At 39.6% G+C, this 16,726-nt stretch carries 16 protein-coding genes; 2 read left to right on the forward strand and 14 right to left on the reverse strand.

What is annotated here, in order from left to right; genetic code table 11:
• Positions 1–171: 171 nt before the first annotated feature.
• Positions 172–432 (forward strand): hypothetical protein, encoded by a 261-nt coding sequence (locus GHD25_RS02965; protein WP_164214852.1) that lies wholly within the window; start codon positions 172–174, stop codon positions 430–432.
• An 82-nt stretch (positions 433–514) separates the two neighbouring features.
• Here the strand turns inward: GHD25_RS02965 and GHD25_RS02970 are convergent, their stop codons facing one another.
• From GHD25_RS02970 to GHD25_RS03025, 13 genes are all read right to left on the reverse strand, one after another.
• A complete protein-coding gene (locus tag GHD25_RS02970; RefSeq protein ID WP_164214853.1) occupies positions 515–1,453 on the reverse strand; it encodes a glycerophosphodiester phosphodiesterase in 939 nt (312 codons plus the stop codon).
• Between the two features lie 193 nt (positions 1,454–1,646).
• Positions 1,647–3,296, reverse strand: a complete 1,650-nt coding sequence (locus GHD25_RS02975) for a glycerol-3-phosphate dehydrogenase/oxidase (RefSeq protein ID WP_164214854.1) — start codon at positions 3,294–3,296, stop codon at positions 1,647–1,649.
• Positions 3,297–3,585: 289 nt separating this feature from the next.
• Positions 3,586–4,164 (reverse strand): glycerol-3-phosphate responsive antiterminator, encoded by a 579-nt coding sequence (locus tag GHD25_RS02980; RefSeq protein ID WP_164214855.1) that lies wholly within the window; start codon positions 4,162–4,164, stop codon positions 3,586–3,588.
• 160 nt (positions 4,165–4,324) lie between these two features.
• On the reverse strand, positions 4,325–5,929 hold the full coding sequence (locus tag GHD25_RS02985) for a Na/Pi cotransporter family protein (protein WP_164214856.1): 1,605 nt from the start codon (positions 5,927–5,929) through the stop codon (positions 4,325–4,327).
• 183 nt (positions 5,930–6,112) lie between these two features.
• Complete coding sequence (locus GHD25_RS02990; protein WP_164214857.1) at positions 6,113–6,778, reverse strand: phosphate signaling complex PhoU family protein; 666 nt, start codon at positions 6,776–6,778, stop codon at positions 6,113–6,115.
• Between the two features lie 498 nt (positions 6,779–7,276).
• The gene (locus tag GHD25_RS02995; RefSeq protein ID WP_164214858.1) at positions 7,277–8,005 is read right to left on the reverse strand and encodes a glycerophosphodiester phosphodiesterase; all 729 of its coding nucleotides are present in this window, start codon (positions 8,003–8,005) and stop codon (positions 7,277–7,279) included.
• A gap of 85 nt (positions 8,006–8,090) precedes the next feature.
• Complete coding sequence (locus GHD25_RS03000; protein ID WP_164214859.1) at positions 8,091–9,407, reverse strand: ABC transporter substrate-binding protein; 1,317 nt, start codon at positions 9,405–9,407, stop codon at positions 8,091–8,093.
• A gap of 23 nt (positions 9,408–9,430) precedes the next feature.
• A complete protein-coding gene (locus GHD25_RS03005) occupies positions 9,431–10,240 on the reverse strand; it encodes a carbohydrate ABC transporter permease (RefSeq protein ID WP_164214860.1) in 810 nt (269 codons plus the stop codon).
• Positions 10,237–11,082, reverse strand: a complete 846-nt coding sequence (locus GHD25_RS03010) for a carbohydrate ABC transporter permease (RefSeq protein ID WP_164214903.1) — start codon at positions 11,080–11,082, stop codon at positions 10,237–10,239. The genes GHD25_RS03005 and GHD25_RS03010 overlap by 4 nt, the downstream gene beginning before the upstream one ends.
• A gap of 314 nt (positions 11,083–11,396) precedes the next feature.
• Positions 11,397–11,528 carry a hypothetical protein gene (locus tag GHD25_RS20130; RefSeq protein ID WP_276207787.1) on the reverse strand — a complete coding sequence of 44 codons (132 nt, stop codon included), beginning with the start codon at positions 11,526–11,528 and terminating at the stop codon, positions 11,397–11,399.
• Positions 11,529–11,530: 2 nt separating this feature from the next.
• Positions 11,531–12,994 carry an N-acetylglucosamine-specific PTS transporter subunit IIBC gene (gene nagE, locus GHD25_RS03015; RefSeq protein WP_164214861.1) on the reverse strand — a complete coding sequence of 488 codons (1,464 nt, stop codon included), beginning with the start codon at positions 12,992–12,994 and terminating at the stop codon, positions 11,531–11,533.
• Between the two features lie 143 nt (positions 12,995–13,137).
• Positions 13,138–13,956 (reverse strand): PRD domain-containing protein, encoded by an 819-nt coding sequence (locus GHD25_RS03020; protein WP_164214862.1) that lies wholly within the window; start codon positions 13,954–13,956, stop codon positions 13,138–13,140.
• Positions 13,957–13,978: 22 nt separating this feature from the next.
• Entirely contained in the window at positions 13,979–14,470 is a 492-nt protein-coding gene (locus GHD25_RS03025) for a PTS sugar transporter subunit IIA (protein WP_164214863.1), read from the reverse strand.
• 365 nt (positions 14,471–14,835) lie between these two features.
• Here GHD25_RS03025 and GHD25_RS03030 point away from each other — a divergent pair, with 365 nt between their 5' ends.
• On the forward strand, positions 14,836–15,015 hold the full coding sequence (locus GHD25_RS03030) for a hypothetical protein (RefSeq protein ID WP_164214864.1): 180 nt from the start codon (positions 14,836–14,838) through the stop codon (positions 15,013–15,015).
• Between the two features lie 250 nt (positions 15,016–15,265).
• On the opposite strand, the gene GHD25_RS03035 is transcribed toward GHD25_RS03030, so the two are convergent.
• Positions 15,266–16,570 (reverse strand): MFS transporter, encoded by a 1,305-nt coding sequence (locus GHD25_RS03035; protein WP_164214865.1) that lies wholly within the window; start codon positions 16,568–16,570, stop codon positions 15,266–15,268.
• Between the last annotated feature and the right edge of the window lie 156 nt (positions 16,571–16,726).

Consider the following 16,726-nt stretch of genomic DNA (forward strand, 5'->3'; position numbering starts at 1 on the left):
CAATGCAAATAAAAGATTTCTACTATTAAATTCTATAGTTGTATCAAAATACTTAATATGATTTGAAAAATAGAAGAACACAGCAATACCCCCATTAATTCTATACGTATAAAGTAATGCATTACACTTCGCTGTTTTAAATCAGCAATCTTTTTCGCAACTTTTAGATTGATGGGTACGAAATACAAAGAAAACAGGAGTCCTCCTGAAAAGGAAATACTAAGATGGATGATGGCTAAATTAGAGGTTAATTCTGCCACTGTACTCCCAATTATAAAAAAAGGTACTCCAGCCCAGATAAAGAAGGTTATCACTAATAACACCGCTGCCATTACGGCTAACATGAAGTTCTTTTTGAGCACACTTGAACAGATTTGGAAATATAAACTCAAAGGATCACTCCTTGAATGGCAGGGTAAGGCCCGCGGTTAGCCGGCAGCCTGCCCTGTATTATAATCAGGCTGTTTATTGCTCTTAGGCTGAACCTTAATAAAACCATTCCTTATTTTCTGCTTTAATCTTCCCGGCTGCGGTAGTTTTCAAGCATTGTTTCCAAACGATCCGGATAATCGGTAAAAATGCCTGTGACGCCCCAGCTTATAAGCCGCTCCATGTCATCTTTCTCATTCACGGTATAGGGGTGAATGAGCAGACCTTCCCGCCGGACTTTTTCTACGAACTCCTTCGTTAACGATGCATGGTTTACACCAATGCCGACCGCATAACCTTTGATTTCATCCAATTCCTCCTCTGATAATACTGCTTCTTCATCCCGGTAATTTAATAGTTTGATCAATGGAATCGATGGTTCATGGTCTTTTACTTCCAATAAACTGGATTTATCGAATGACTGAATGATCACCTGGCCTTCCGGAATATCTTCGCCAATTAATTCATGCCGGTGGAGCACTTCCAGCAATTCCTCCACCATTCCGGGGTAAATTTCGGGTGATTTCGTTTCAATATAATAATTAGCATCATGGCCGAATGTTTCCAGAACCTCATCTAATGTCGGGACTTCTATTTGATTAAAAATCGGCTTGGCAAGGTCCGGATTTTCCTCATTAAACCAGCTGCCCACCTCAATCGCTTTGATCTCGTCAATGTCAAAATCTTTCACGGCACCTTCTTTTCCCGAGGTGCGGGATATATCTTCATCATGCAAGGCAACCAGTGTCCCGTCATTAGTCATCTGCAAATCGACTTCAATATAATCCGCATTCATTTCTTCCCCCATTTGATAGGATACCAATGTATGCTCCGGTGCATGGCCGGACGCACCGCGGTGGGCAATATTGAGGAATCGGGTTTCGGATAACAAGGCACCATCCCGGTCTAAAGCCACTTCTCCAGCCTGATTATACTTCTCCGTTACTACTTCCGTGCTCGTTTCTCCAATATGTCCGCAGCTGGCCAGGAAAATCAGCAGTACTATAAAAATACGTATTTTCATTTCTATCACCTGATTTTATTATAGCAGAATGAATATAGATAAATAGACTGCCGGCGATTGATTCGGGCCAATAGGATATCCTTCATCTGTTCCGACACATCCTGTTTATTAACAAGAAAGTGCTGCAGGATGCTTCACATCATCCTCACCGCGTAAGGGATGCTCACGATAATTTATTTGAACTAATTATACTTTACACTTCAACAGGGTGGTCTGCCTCATATAGAAACTGCTCGAGTTCCGCTTCATATCTTTCCATCTGTTTCTCAGTCCATTCAAAGAGTCTCTTCATTTCCTCCATAACCGCTTCCTTTTCCTTTTTCACCCAATCAATATTAAAAAACATTGCACCTGTACGCCGGATGAAGAAATCCGTTGGCTTGCAGGCTGCTTCGTATTCCATACTGTAATGCAGCATTGCCCATGTCAGCGGATGCAATCGGCTGTTATTCACTTTCCCTTGCTTATATAAATCAAAGAGTACAGGGGCATTCGATCCGTATTTTTCTGCTAAAAATCTGGCATCTTCAGTGGCAAGTCCTGCTTTCTTACCTATAATTATTTGCTCTTTCACAAACTCCGGGAAACCTTCCGATCCGCCAACATTACCGCCGGATATAGGCAATGCTTTCGTGCTGGCACTATTTGGCTGAAAATGTTTCCCCGCTATTCTTTTCACTACTGCATCCACCGCTCCCTCAGCCATTTTTCTGTAGCCTGTTAATTTCCCTCCTGCGATGGAAATAAGACCTGAGTCTGAAATAAAGATTTCGTCCTTACGTGAAACTTCTGAAGGGGACTTGCCTTCCTCATGAATTAAAGGTCTTAAACCAGCCCAGCTTGATTCCACGTCAGTAACAGAAAGCTGTAATCCGGGAAACATGAAATCAATGGATTGCAATATATAATCCCGATCATTTTCCGTCATAGTCGGAAAGGCAATATTGTCTTCATAGACGGTATCCGTTGTACCGACATAGGTTTTCCCGTCACGGGGAATGGCAAACATCATTCTGCCGTCCGGCGTATCGAAATAAACAGCCTGCTTCAGCGGGAAACGCTGCTTGTCAAAAACAAGGTGCACCCCTTTTGTTAATTGAAGGGTTTTTCCTTTCTTTGATTGATCTATTTCACGGATGGTATCTACCCACGGACCTGTTGCATTGATAACGTGTTTCGTTTTAATCTCGTGAATTTCACCTGATAACTGATCCTCTACCTGGATGCCGGCCACTGTGCCGTTTTCATACTTAAAGTTAGTTACTTTGGCATAATTTAGAGCAAGTGCGCCATTTTCCACAGCTTTTTTAAGTACCTCTATCGTCAGCCGGGCATCATCCGTCCGGTATTCCACGTAATAGCCGGACCCGAGGAGCCCATTTTCTTTTAATAACGGCTCCATTTCCAATGTCTCTTTACGACTTAGCATTTTCCTTCTTTCCGACTTCTTTACACCTGCAAGGAAATCATACACCCGCAAACCTATGTTTGTCATAAAAGGTCCGAATGTACCGCTTTTATAAAAGGGCAGCATCATCCATTCCGGTGTAGTAACGTGGGGGCCATTTTCATATACGATGGCACGCTCTTTGCCGACCTCGGATACCATTTTCAGTTCAAATTGTTTCAAATATCTTAAGCCGCCATGAACTAACTTTGTGGAACGGCTGGAAGTTCCCGCTGCAAAATCCTGCATATCGAATAAGGCGACACTTAAACCACGCATACTGGCATCCAGCGCTATCCCCGCGCCGGTAATCCCCCCACCTATAATAATTACATCCAAATCACTTAATTCCATTCTGTTGAATATATTTTTACGACTTCTGCTTGATAAACGCATTGTACTCATCCTTTCTGCAACAAATATAGCTAATTATTCCGGGATTCCTTAAGATATGTTTTGGCGAATTTGCAAATAACTTTCCCGGAGGAGTTGATTTCTTGCAGCTAAAATTATTTGCATGCTTATCTCCTGTCCAGCACTTTTCCAATGTTAATAAAAAAGGAGAACACAAATATACCTTCCCTAAGGAAAGATAAACATTGTGTTCTCCTAAATCTCCACTAAGATTAATTAACTTTGGTTCCTATTTTACTCTAAATTATCACTATTTGTCTATAATAGCAGATCAATTATTAATTTTAAATTTCCGGATAGCACTATTATAATTCCATAACTCTTTACGTGATGTTGTTATTGCGACTGCGCCGTGGTTTAAAGCAAGCTCGATATCTTCCGTTGACCTGATTAAGCCGCCGGCAATGACAGGTGTCTCTGTCTGTTCAGCGATTTCTTGAATGATAGGATGAATAATGCCGGGCAGTACTTCGATATAATCCGGTTTTGTTTTATCTACCAGTTCAATATTCTTCCTGATAGCTGAGCTGTCAATGGCAAACATTCGCTGAATTGCTACTAAACCATTTTTCTTTGCCATGGAAATAATATTTCCGCGTGTAGATATAACACCGTCTACTTTCATATGATGAACAAGCAGTTCCATCCCATACTGATCAACCTTCAGCCCATTTATTAAATCCAGATGGACGATAATCTGCTTATCAAACTGCTTTGCATATTTCACCAGATTTGCCAATAGGGCTATACGCGTTTCAAGCAATATAATAATTTTATGGTCTGATTTTAAAAGTTTTTCAAAATCTTTTATTTTTCTGACGGCTGGTACGACTCCCTGCATAGGCTCCACCTTAAATCCCCCTATCCGTATGCAATTGGTGTAAATTAACAAGTATTTATCTATAAGAAGCAAAGTCTTTACCCATTTTTAAATACACCTTTGCATTACTATTCTACTGATAAATAAATCACTAATAACTTCATCATTTGCGCCTGTGATAAGCAATTAATTATATCAATCCCAACACAGTACGTGAAATATTCATAGAATGCTTATAAATCTGCAGCAATTGATTCGTTATGTCCAAGTATACCGCACTTATATCAGGATTGTACTCCTGTTTATTAATTAAACTATTAAAATGCTCAAATTTAATATCGTTCTCAAATTGATTTACAAAGGATTGCGACTGAATATTTTCCCTTGCAATTAAGGTATCATTATCCCTAAAGGCTGATAAAGAGTTGGAATTGGCTCTCTCTATGTAGAAAAGGAGTTCTTTTATCTGGGACAAGTCTTTCTTGCCCAATTCTATATTCTTCTTACTTACTTTTTCAGCAGCACCTACAAAGCGCAATACAGAATCTCCAATATGCTCAATATCATTTAATATATGGAGCAGTTTTACTTCTTCATTGGATTGGCTGTTCGTGAGATCATTTTGTCCCAGCTTCAGTAAATATTTCTGAATTGTTATATAGGATGTATCTATGATACTTTCAGTTTTCACCAGTTCTTTTGCTTCATGCTTTCCATCCATAAAGTTCACTAACTGCTTAATCATATCTGTTTGAACAAGGGTTGCTAACTTGACAATTTCCCGCTTGCTATGAATGAGTGCTTCTTCGGGAACATCAAGTATTTTGTCATTCAGCTTAACACGAAATACCGGCTCTTCTTCCTTTTCCGGAAAAAAATGTTTAAAACCTTTTGCCACCATTGGCAGCAATGGCAGGAAAATCAATGTATTTACGACATTAAATAATGTATGGAAATGGGCAACTTGTCTTCCCGGATCTCCAGGTAAATATCCAATTATCTGCATCATGATTGGCAGAAAGATCAGGAACAGCACTGCTCCCGAAAAATTAAACAGAAATGAAAAAAAAGCTAATTTTTTCCCTTCACTACTCATTGAAAGACTGGACACGATAACTGGAATCGCTGACCCTGCATTAGCCCCCAATATAAGTGGTATAAGTACCTCTGCCGTCATAATTCCATTGTCAATAAAGGCAATACCAATCAGGATAACCGCTGCGCTGCTGTGAAATAATGCAGCTAAAAGCATGGCAAGGAAGGCAAAAAGTACAGGCTGTCCGGAAACATACAATAATGCGTCAATAACCGGTTCATAGGAACTTACCGGGGATACAGAACTGGATATAAGAGATATTCCGTAAAAAATAAAACCGATACTAAGTAAAATCAGACCTGAATTTTTCCATTTTGAATGCTTTATAAATACCGTGATGACTGCCCCGAAAAAAATGAACAATGTGCTGTACTCTGATATATTAAACGTTAAAACCTGAACCGTCAGCGTTGTTCCAATAGCAGAACCAATAATGATTCCAAAAGCCTGACTGAGGCTGAGTACAGCACTGCTGACGAGTCCAACAACCAGGATGGATGTAACAGTACTGCTTTGCAGGAAAAAGGTTGCTGCGATTCCACTGAATATGCCTTTCCAGCGTTTATCCGTTATTTTTATTAAATAAGCACGTATTTTTGAAGCTGCAATTCGCTGTAAACTATTACTTAAGAGATGGGTACCATATAAGAAAATACCCAGCCCGCCGAAAAAACCCAGTATAATTGTTAAAAATTCCATTTACTGACCCTACACCAACTTCCTGACCTGTCACGGCCATTTAATGGGAGGTTTTAAGGATTTTAGCATAATCCTTCCCCATAGAATGTTTTTTAAAATTACTGACTGAAGCCACGCTTAGATAAAAGTTTTTGCTTAATTGGAAACCTGGAGCACAAGGCTAAGTTGAAACTTCTAAACTTATTACCTTTCAGGTATATCAGAGGCTTCTTTCTCCACAGTCCGAATGGTCTCTTTATACTTTTTTGAACAATTAACCAAATGGTCACCGATCCTTTCTAAAAAGCGGCTGATAACAATCATTTTTAACTTACTTTCTGTGATTTTTTTTTCTACTTCAATGTGACTGACGAGCATTTGATAAGTGTCCTTATTCAGCTTATTAACGTGCTGATCGTGCAGAATAACCTGGTTCAGTACATTAATTTCATCATTTTTCATTCCATCCATCAGCCAATGCATCATTTTCTGTTCATAGACAAAAAATTTGCGGATTAATGGTTTTAATTCCTCTACGTCTTGAACTTCACTGATTGTAATAATGTTTGTTAGCTGGTCCCCAATCCGTTCCAGATCCCGGATGATGCGATTCATGGAAAACAGCCATTTAATCTCTTTCATGTTTAATTGCTGAAGAGAAATAATCTCTAAAATATAAGACTCTATCTTTCTTTCAATTTGATCAACACTATTTTCAGCCTTTAAAATATGCTCTCTCTGTTTATCGGAGGGGTCATTTAAGAAGTCAGTGTAGTAATTGGTCATATTTAGCAAATGATCGATAATACTTAAAGTGAGGGATTTAATTTCTTTGCGTTTTGTTGCGTAGTAGTTTTCCCTGCTTAACATGTTTATCACCCCCATTATGCCTAGGATAGTAAGAGGCTGTAACAAAGCAACATTAGTAAACAGTGATCCGAATTTCTTTATACCCTGCACTTAAGTTTCGGAAATTTACTCTGCTTTCCCCGCTGGCATAAGTGCAACCTGCGGTCAAATTCTTTTTAATGTCTGCTTTGACGCGGGCGGCTGGAAAGCCTCCTTGCGCCCGTTGTACTGCAGGTATCTCTGAAGTGCAACACTCCAAATTGCCGCCACGTCTTCAGGGGGCTCACTGATATCTTTACTCCCGCTGGATCCTGTGTATATTTCCGGAGCTAATATGGCAGATTGTTCGTCTTTTCCATGCTTACTCAGCGTTCTGTCTCAGCCTCTATTCAGATTGACATGATTTATTGTTCTGAAATACCACTATATTCTTCTAAATTAAAAAACATCCCACTTATATACTGATGACAGGATATGCTGCCCATTTTTATGAACAACTGCTTTCATCTCTCTGCGGAGCTATAATTTGGTGAAAATGTCCGGATTATTGGAAAACACACCATCAACCCCATAATCCAGGAGCTGTTCATACCGACTTTCGCTATTTACCGTATACGGAAAAACTTTATAACCCAGAGAATGGCATTCTTCAATTAATTTTCTATCTGTCCAATTTTGCATCGGATGTATGCTGTAAATATCCAGGCCGCAATACCTGGCGTATTCCCATGGTTTTAACAGCCGGTAATAAAATAGTAAACCTATTGGAATATCTGGATTTAATTCCTGAAAGTTTTTTAAAGCTTCATGATCAAATGAAGAAACAATCACTCTATCCTCAAACTTATGATTTTTTAAACAGTCGGTCACCGCTTGCTCAATTCCTTTATATACTATCGGAATATTTTTTATTTCCACATTTAACAATATATTTTCAGGGAGTATTTCCAGGATTTCATCCAATGTGGCTAAAGAAACGCCTGTAAATTCTTCAGAAAACGATGAACCGATATCAATTTGTTTAATTTCCTTTAATGTGTAATCCTTTACGTATCCAGGAAACATCTTATTGAAGCGCGCTAACTCCTGATCGTGGATAACAACCAATTTGTTATCCCTTGTAAGCTGCACATCAAGCTCGATCCCCCGAATGTTATGGTCCAATGCTTTTTGCATGGCCGGCAATGTATTTTCAGGGGCCTCTGTAAGAGAGCCCCTGTGTGCAAAGTTTAAAACCAAATTATTCACTCGCTTTTAAGGAGCTTTTCCGTCACTCAAGCAGTGAAATTAACTGGTTCCGGCAAAAGCCCCCTCATTATTTCTGATTCAACCATTACTGCAGGGCATCGGTAATTCTTTGTGCTGCTTCATCCAATGCTTCCTGAGGGTCACGTCCTTCATACATTTCACCTAGTGCCGTTTCAACAATTTGTCTTGCCTCCGGTAATACTTCTGTTAATGCTCCCTGCGTTGCAGGACTGGCCGTGGTGCTTTCCAACTGATCAACAGCAGTCCGGAAGATTGGATATTCTTCATAAACTTCATTTAAAGCGTCCTCTTCATAGGCTGCTGGTGTGATTGGGAAATAACCAGTTGCAGCTGCCCATTCTGCTTGAACTTCCGGGTCAGTCGTGTATTTAACAAACTCCCATGCGGCCTGTTGCTCCTCTTCAGATACCTGATTTGTAATCCAAATGGACGCACCGCCAACAATGACACCTTCCGGATCCATGCCGTCTGCAACAGGGATAAAAGCAGAACCGACTTCAAATGGGGAATTTTCTATTACTTGTGCTGTATTCGCTGTAGAATCTAAATACATACCCACTTGCCCGGCAAAAAATGGTCCGCGGGGATCTTCCCAGTTACTTCCGTAATTCCGGAAAGTACCGGCCTCATTCATTTCATTTAACCAGTTAAAGATGTTTAATCCTTCCTCAGAGTTGATCAATGCTTCTGCAGCATCCCCGCTGCGTCCATTGTCGTTATCCAGGTAAAGTGCACCCTGGTTTGCAAGCAGCTGTTCGACGAACCAGCCTATAGTTGCCATGGTGAAGCCATACGTATCATCATCAGATAACACCTCAGCAGCTTCACTCACTTCGCTGAACGTACTTGGAGGATTTTCCGGATCCAAACCTGCCTCTTCAAACATATCCTTGTTATAGAACATAACAGCATTGGAAGTATTAAAAGGCATGGAGTATAATTCTCCTTCTAACTCATAATAAGATAAAATATTTTCTTCCAAAGTAGAGGTATCAAAATTATCTGCATCAATAAACTCCTGCATCGGCGTAATAAATCCGCTTTCACTCATATACTTAGTGCCGATTTCAAATACTTGTACAATTGCAGGCGCTTCATCTGAACCGCCTACTGCACGCAGCTGGGCTAATGAATCATCGTAGCTTCCCTGATAGATTGCACGCACTTCGACTGTATCGGACTGCTCATTAAAGCTATCTACAATCGCCTCCAGAGACTCACCGTTAATACCACTCATTGCATGCCAGAAATCAATTTGTATTTTATCCTCTGAAGCACCGTCATCACTGGATCCGCCTTCACCATCATCGCTGTTGTTGCATGCAGCCAATGTTAGCATAAGAACCAAAAACAATGCTAAACTGCCAAAGAATTTTTTCATTTTTTCATTTCCCCTTTCAATTTTTATCCTTTCAACGCACCTGCAGTTAATCCCTCTCTAATATACTTTAATCCTATAAATAACAAAATTAATGTTGGTATTAGAATTACTACTACGCCCGCCATTACCATATTCCATGAAGAGGAACTTTCGGTATCTATGAGCATCTTCAAACCAATTTGTACAGTTCTGCGGGATTCATCATTGGTTACCAAAAGCGGCCAGAGATATTGGTTCCATGTTGTCAAAAATCCATAAATCCCTAACGCACTTAATGATGATTTAGATAACGGCAAAACAAACTTCAAATAGAACTTAAATCGTGAACAACCGTCCATTTGAGCTGATTCCCATAATTCTTTCGGTATCGTCAGGAAATGCTGCCTTAATAGAAAAATACCAAAAGGCAGTGCGAAAAATGGGAAAGTAAGACCGGCAAAAGTATTTACCCAGCCCAAATTCAATATAGTCAGAAAGTTAGGTATCATTGTTGCTTCCCATGGAATTAACATAGTTGCTAAAAACAGGAAAAAAATAAGCTCTCTGCCTTTGAACGGAATGAAAACAAATGCATAAGCTGACAAACTTGATACTATCAGCTGTCCTAACATAACAATAAAAGATACTGTAAAACTCACCAGCAGGAAATGTACTAACGGCACCCTGTCAAAAACTTCTCCATATGCATCAAAGCTTATGGATGAGGGCAGCAATTTGCCGGCATAAATTTCCTGGGGTTCCATAAAACTTGCTGATATGGCATATAGTAGTGGGAAAAACAGTATTAGGGATGACAGAACCAGCAAAAAATAAAATATAAATTTTCTCATCATTGATAATGCACCCTTCTTTCTCCCACTCTAAATTGAATAATCGTAACAATTAATATGATAATAAATAAGATAATCGCCTGCGCACTGGCATATCCAAAGTTACCGTAGGAAAATGCTTCCTGATAAATAGAGTAAACAATAATATTTGTAGACCCTGCAGGACCGCCCCCTGTTAAGATGTCAATTTGCCCAAATGTCTGAAAAGATCCTATTACTCCTATGATAGTAACAAAAAATAAAACCGGAGAAAGTAAAGGGATCGTAATTTTAAATAACTTTGCAAAATATCCTGCTCCATCTATATCGGCACTTTCATATAGCTCCCTTGAAATATTTTGCAATCCGCCCAGCAATATAATAAAGTTAATGCCTATTTGCATCCAAACAGTTGTTAATGCAACAGAAAACAGTGCCCACCTCGAGTCTGTAAGCCAATCAACTGCATCTATCCCGACCATACCGAGGATATTATTTAATACCCCCAGACTTGGATGGAATAAAAACATAAAAATCGTTGCACCTGCCGCTACTGAAACCCCAAGGGTAGACGAAAATATCGTTCTGAAAAAGCCGTTTCCTTTGAGTTTTTCACTGGCTATGACTGCTAAAAATAAGGAAATAATAATTTGTGCCGGAACCGTATAGAGTACAAATAACAATGTACTTACCATACTTTGGCGAAACTGTGGAGACTCAAGTAAGCTTGCATAATGTTCCCAACCTACAAAGTCACCAACTTGCCCTCCACCGCCAACTTCAAAAAAACTATAATACAAAGACATGATGATAGGATAGAATAAAAATACGCCCAGAAGCAGCAATGCCGGCAGCAGATAAAGCATACCCGTACCAAATAAATTACTCTGATTAAGACGTTTTCTATTTCTGGTTACTGATTTATTTTTCCCCAAGTTGTGTTTTCACTCCTTTATGTAAAATTACTAGATTACATTTTCCGGCAACCACCTCCTGAAAATTAAAAAAATATAATCCACAAAAAAACGCACCTTTCCTGTTTCAAAAGGTCATTCCCTGTGGATCTCCAATTCTCCATACTAATTATTAACTTGTCTTGTTTTAAATTTAACCAAATTATGAAAACGTTGTCAAGACAATTATTATAACTTTCTATATGGAAGATGTATAAAACTATAAATTAAAAAACGGTATTTGCGTTTGCCCACATCCAATTGCTTGCAGACCGGATCACTCCCTCTTCCTTTAGAGGAGAGAAAAAAGTACTCCATCCCCCGCTGCTTCCCGCAATGGATTGGAGTACTTTTTTCATACTTATTTCTTATTACGTATCTTGTTTACTTCATCTGCCACAAACTGAACACTCGTTCCAATTATCACTTGGATATTGTGTTTTCCTACTACATTAATGCCCGGAACCCCGGTTGCTTTGATTTTGTCCTGGTCAACTTTGTCCATATCCTTTACCTCTAAACGTAGCCGGGTAGTACAGTAATCAACAGATGTTACGTTTTCGTCGCCGCCAAGTCCTTCATAAATCTCGGAAGCCATGACAGCAGTTTCATCAGCCTTGTCTGAAGTTTCACCTGATTTATCAGCAGATTCACCTGCTTGTGCGTTGACAGCTTCATCTTCACGGCCGGGTGTTTTCAAATTGAATTTGACTATCAGGAAACGGAACAGGAAGTAGTAAATAACCGCAAATACAAGCCCTTGAACAAGAAGCATATAAGGCTGATTTGCAAGTGGATTTGTAAAACTTAATGTATAGTCTACAAAACCGGCACTAAATCCGAAACCTGATGTCCACTGGAATGTCGCTGCGATAAATAAGGATAAACCGGTAAGCGCTGCATGGACAACATACAATGCAGGAGCCAAGAACATAAAAGAAAACTCAAGTGGCTCGGTTACTCCTGTAAAGAAAGCAGCAAACGCAGCTGCCAGCATTAATGAGGCCGCCTGTTTTTTACGTCTTGTTTTAGCCGTATGGTACATGGCTAAAGCCGCAGCAGGCAAACCAAACATCATGATTGGGAAAAACCCTGCCTGATACATCCCGGTGATCCCTTTTTCGCCTTCACCGCTTAAGAAGTTACCGATATCATTAATACCCGCAACATCAAACCAGAATACGGAGTTCAGCGCATGATGCAACCCTGTTGGAATTAATAAACGGTTAAAGAAACCATACAAGCCTGCTCCTCCAGCCCCTAAATTACTGATTGCTGTACCAAACGATACGAGCCAAGAGTAAACAACAGGCCATACAAAGTACATAATAGCAGCAACGACAACCATTGCAGCCGCTGACATAATCGGTGCGAGTCTTTTACCACTGAAGAATGCCAGTGCATCCGGCAGTTTCACTTCGCTGAACCGGTTATACATCGATGCAGATACGATACCTGAAATAATACCGATAAAAACGTTTTCATTTTGACCAAAAGCTGCGTTTACACTTTCTGCATCAATTCCTTGTATGTTTGCGACAGTGTCGGTGGAAATCAGTGTACTAAATACCAGGAACCCTACCAAACCACTTAATCCTGCCGCGCCATGCTTGTCCTTGGATAACCCAATAGCAATACCGACAGCAAACAATATTCCTAAGTTGTCAAGAATTGATGTTCCTGCCGTCTGCAAAAACGTACCGATAATATTTCCCTCGGAAAAGCCTAAAATCCAGTTTCCGATCCCCGCTAAAATAGCTGCTGCAGGAAGAACAGCTACCGGCAGCATTAAGGCCCGGCCCAGATTTTGCAATGCTTTCATCATTTTATTTTTCCTCCTTTTTTACCAGGTGAGCAAGTTTTAAACTTTTTTACTGCATAAGTGAAGCTAAAGGTGTTTCTGCCATTAGATTTTGTCCGCAAATAAATCTTGAAAATGAGATAACAAAAGTGCTTATTGCCAATGATTTATTGCTTTCTAAGCCTTTCAATGTGAAGCGTAATGTACCCTAACTCTTCTTCAGGTATTTCAACCCCATGTTTTTCAGTCAATGTCTCAGCAACTTTCAGGGCACATTGGTAAGAGACAGCAAATTTTTGTTTGATCATCATAAACATCTCTTCATCCATCACATGAAGCTCTTCATTTTTTGCCCGGCTTAAGGCAAAACGAAGATGGGTGATCAGTCTTTCATATGCAATATCATCTACTTTGATCCTGATCCCCAAATAATCCTTGATTGTTTCCACCATATCCCTTACGACCGCTGTTTGCCGGACTGTTTTGTGTAAATCACCTCCTTTAATTTTCATCGTATGAATATGAAGCGCGATAAAAGCAGCTTCATCCAATGGCATCTCAATTCCTATCCTGTCTTTTATATGCTGAATCGCCCAAAGGCCGATTTCAAATTCTTCTTTGTACAGGACTTTTATTTCCGGCAGCAGTTTGTTTTTTATGTGAATTCCTTGTTTTTCCCGTTCTAAGGCAAAGGAAAGGTGGTCTGTCAATGCCAATAAGATATGGTCATTTAAGTTTGTCTCCAGCTGTTTTTCTGCATAGGAAATAATTTCTTCGGACAATGCAAGGTGTTCTTCCGGGATTCGGAGGAGGAGCTGCTGAAGCTTTTCGTTTTCCTTCAGCACAAAAAGTTTTTCAATTTTACCCTGATTAATCATATCGTTTTTCCTCTTGCCGAAACCCACACCCGCTCCAATAGCTATATTCTCCTCTTCACCATCTTTAACGATAACCGCATTGTTATTTAGTATTTTGGTTATTTTCACCAGAAACACCCCAGACCATTCCTCATTGTGATGAGGCTGTAATAATTACTGTTTCTCCTGCACTTCCTTCTTTTTCTGTTGTCATCGTATATTCTTTATCGAGATTGCTGCTGTTTGTAATGACAATGGGCGTGATAATGTTTTCTGCATTTTCCTTCACATATGCTAAATCAAAATCCAGCAGTGCTTGTCCGACGGAGACTTGATCTCCCGTTTGAACTTTCGCATCAAAACCCTGTCCCTTCAATGAAACGGTTTCCAGGCCGACATGGATAAGAATTTCCATCCCATCCTCCGAACGAATTCCGATAGCATGCTTTGTCTCCGGAACCTGGATTACTTCTCCGTCTACAGGTGAAACTATTTTCCCTTCTGCCGGTACGATTGCAATTCCCTCACCCATCATTTTCTGGCTGAATACCGGGTCGGGGACTTTCTCAAGAGCCACAATCTCCCCATTTGCCGGTGCAAAAATTTTAGTTTCCTTTGGTTTTTTAAATAAGTTTTTAAGCATCGATTTATTTCACCCTTCCTTTTTTGCACTTTCTCTTTTATCATATGGAAAAAAAGCATTTATACTCACTGGTTACCTCTCATACATCACATGTGTTTGGGCAATACAAAAATCTTTTCCTGACTAAATTTATGTGGCCATTATTACAGCTTTATTTATAAAACAGAGAACGGAAATCACATAAAAAGGCATGGCAGTAACAAAGGTACCCGGGCGGGTTTCCTGAGTGTACCACCATGCCTGATCTAATCAGTAACATGTGATGCAGTATTTAATTATATTTTAATCGTATCATTACAATGAGTAAAATTCAAGAATGTATCGTGATATTTTGATGAGAAGGAGATTCGTTTACATGGTTTAACATGGCTGTACTTAATGAAAATGCCTTCTTTACTTTCCTTATACATCATGAAAAAACTCTCTACCTTTTCTTTTTTTTACCTAAAAGACCTATGGCAGCTGCCAGCGCAACAGCTATAGCTACCCAAGAACCTATACCCAAACTTTACATCTCCCTTCACCATTCTATTTCTAACTTATAATATAAAAAATGAATGAATTCCCTATCCATGACCGTAGCCGATAATGGAAACATGATTAAGTTTCATTGTTATTATTCTTCATTTTCTTGGGTATAAAATAAGCAATGTTTGCAGAGAGAAAAGCTGTAAACAATGTTAGTCAAAAAGGACTAATCACCACTTCCCGTGATAAATTTCCGTTCATATGCCAAGCCCCTTCTAAACGGTATTCATCCTGCCCGTTTATTCTTATGCCAACACTTGAGATATTTTATTGCGGCTTAATTTCCGCCTTTCCTTCTCTGTCGGCTGCTTTTTCAGCATCCTTCATACCTTTTTCAACATCAACAAACTTCAGCAGGATAATACCGGCTACAAAGAAGAATATCAGTGATAAGATCCCCAGCCTGCTTGAACCAGTAATCTGTCCGATAAAAGCAAATAAAAACGGTCCAAATACCGCTGCAAATTTGGAAGATATTCCGTAAAACCCGAAAAACTCCGCATGTTTTCCTGCGGGCACCATTCTGCCAAAGATGGAGCGGCTCAATGATTGGGCACCGCCCTGCACCATTCCAACACAAACAGCCAGTATATAAAAATGGACAGCAGATGTCATGAAATATCCCAGGATGACAATCCCCAGGTACACATAAAGCGTGATATATAAAGCTTTCTTAGCAGTAATTTTTTCAGCGATCCATCCGAAGAAAAATGTGAATGGAATTCCTACAAACTGTGTAATTAGTAAAGCAACAATCAGGGAATTCCCATCAATTCCCACGTCTCTTCCATACACCGTTGCCATTCGGATAATCGTTGAGATTCCATCATTATACAGCCAAAAAGCCAATAAAAATATTAATAATTGCTTATACATTTTCAGCTCGCGAAAAGTATTTCCCACTCTGGAAAAACCAATCGCAATATAAGACCGGTCGCGCTTCACCTTTTCCTTTTGCTCTTCTTTTATATTTTTAAACAATGGAATGGAAAATACGAACCACCAGATACCAACTGAAGCAAAGGACACTTGACTTGCCACTGTGGCATTGGGCAATCCAAACCAGCCCGGCTGAAGGATCATTAAAATATTTATGGCAAGTAAAACTCCACCGCCGATATATCCGTAAGCAAACCCGCCCGCCGAAACTTTATCAATATTTTTTTCATCCGTTATATCCGGGAGTAATCCATCGTAAAAAATATTTCCCCCGGAAAAACCAATAGAGCCAATGATAAACAGAACAGAAGCTAATATGTAATCTCCTTCACCTACAAATGCCAATAAAATACTTGCGATAATACCCATGAATGCAAAAAATCGAAGGAACTTCTTCTTTGCCGCGGAAAAATCACTGATTGCTCCCAGTATTGGCGCTAGAACTGCCACTACCAGAACAGCAATGGATTGCGAATAACCCCAGTAGCTTGCAGCAAGATTTTCATCGAGCCCGACTGCAGCCACATCATAATAAAACACCGGCAGCACGGCGGCCATGATTGTCGTAGCAAACGCGGAATTACCAAAGTCATACATCATCCAGCTGCGGGTTATTTTTTTATTTAATTTCATTGCTTCACTCCTTTCCCGTGAATATTACAATATTCCCGGCTATCACACCAATAATATTTCTGTATTCTTTTAAACCTTTGTTTTGTCCTTTTTATACGCAGTTGGCTAAATATACAGCATACAAAAGTCCTATACAATTAAAATAATCTTACTACA

This window comes from Virgibacillus aidingensis, from assembly GCF_010994035.1.
GTDB lineage: Bacteria > Bacillota > Bacilli > Bacillales > Amphibacillaceae > Virgibacillus_N.

What these genes read in the sequence shown, in the direction of transcription:
- GHD25_RS02965 (WP_164214852.1), top strand. Translation starts at nt 172, where the DNA reads ATGGGTACGAAATACAAAGAAAACAGGAGTCCTCCTGAAAAGGAAATA.
- GHD25_RS02970 (WP_164214853.1), bottom strand. Translation starts at nt 1,453, where the DNA reads ATGAAAATACGTATTTTTATAGTACTGCTGATTTTCCTGGCCAGCTGC.
- GHD25_RS02975 (WP_164214854.1), bottom strand. Translation starts at nt 3,296, where the DNA reads ATGCGTTTATCAAGCAGAAGTCGTAAAAATATATTCAACAGAATGGAA.
- GHD25_RS02985 (WP_164214856.1), bottom strand. Translation starts at nt 5,929, where the DNA reads ATGGAATTTTTAACAATTATACTGGGTTTTTTCGGCGGGCTGGGTATT.
- GHD25_RS02990 (WP_164214857.1), bottom strand. Translation starts at nt 6,778, where the DNA reads ATGTTAAGCAGGGAAAACTACTACGCAACAAAACGCAAAGAAATTAAA.
- GHD25_RS03000 (WP_164214859.1), bottom strand. Translation starts at nt 9,407, where the DNA reads ATGAAAAAATTCTTTGGCAGTTTAGCATTGTTTTTGGTTCTTATGCTA.
- GHD25_RS03005 (WP_164214860.1), bottom strand. Translation starts at nt 10,240, where the DNA reads ATGATGAGAAAATTTATATTTTATTTTTTGCTGGTTCTGTCATCCCTA.
- GHD25_RS03010 (WP_164214903.1), bottom strand. Translation starts at nt 11,082, where the DNA reads ATGCTTTATCTGCTGCCGGCATTGCTGCTTCTGGGCGTATTTTTATTC.
- GHD25_RS20130 (WP_276207787.1), bottom strand. Translation starts at nt 11,528, where the DNA reads ATGAAAAAAGTACTCCAATCCATTGCGGGAAGCAGCGGGGGATGGAGT.
- nagE (WP_164214861.1), bottom strand. Translation starts at nt 12,994, where the DNA reads ATGATGAAAGCATTGCAAAATCTGGGCCGGGCCTTAATGCTGCCGGTA.
- GHD25_RS03025 (WP_164214863.1), bottom strand. Translation starts at nt 14,470, where the DNA reads ATGCTTAAAAACTTATTTAAAAAACCAAAGGAAACTAAAATTTTTGCA.
- GHD25_RS03030 (WP_164214864.1), top strand. Translation starts at nt 14,836, where the DNA reads ATGGCTGTACTTAATGAAAATGCCTTCTTTACTTTCCTTATACATCAT.
- GHD25_RS03035 (WP_164214865.1), bottom strand. Translation starts at nt 16,570, where the DNA reads ATGAAATTAAATAAAAAAATAACCCGCAGCTGGATGATGTATGACTTT.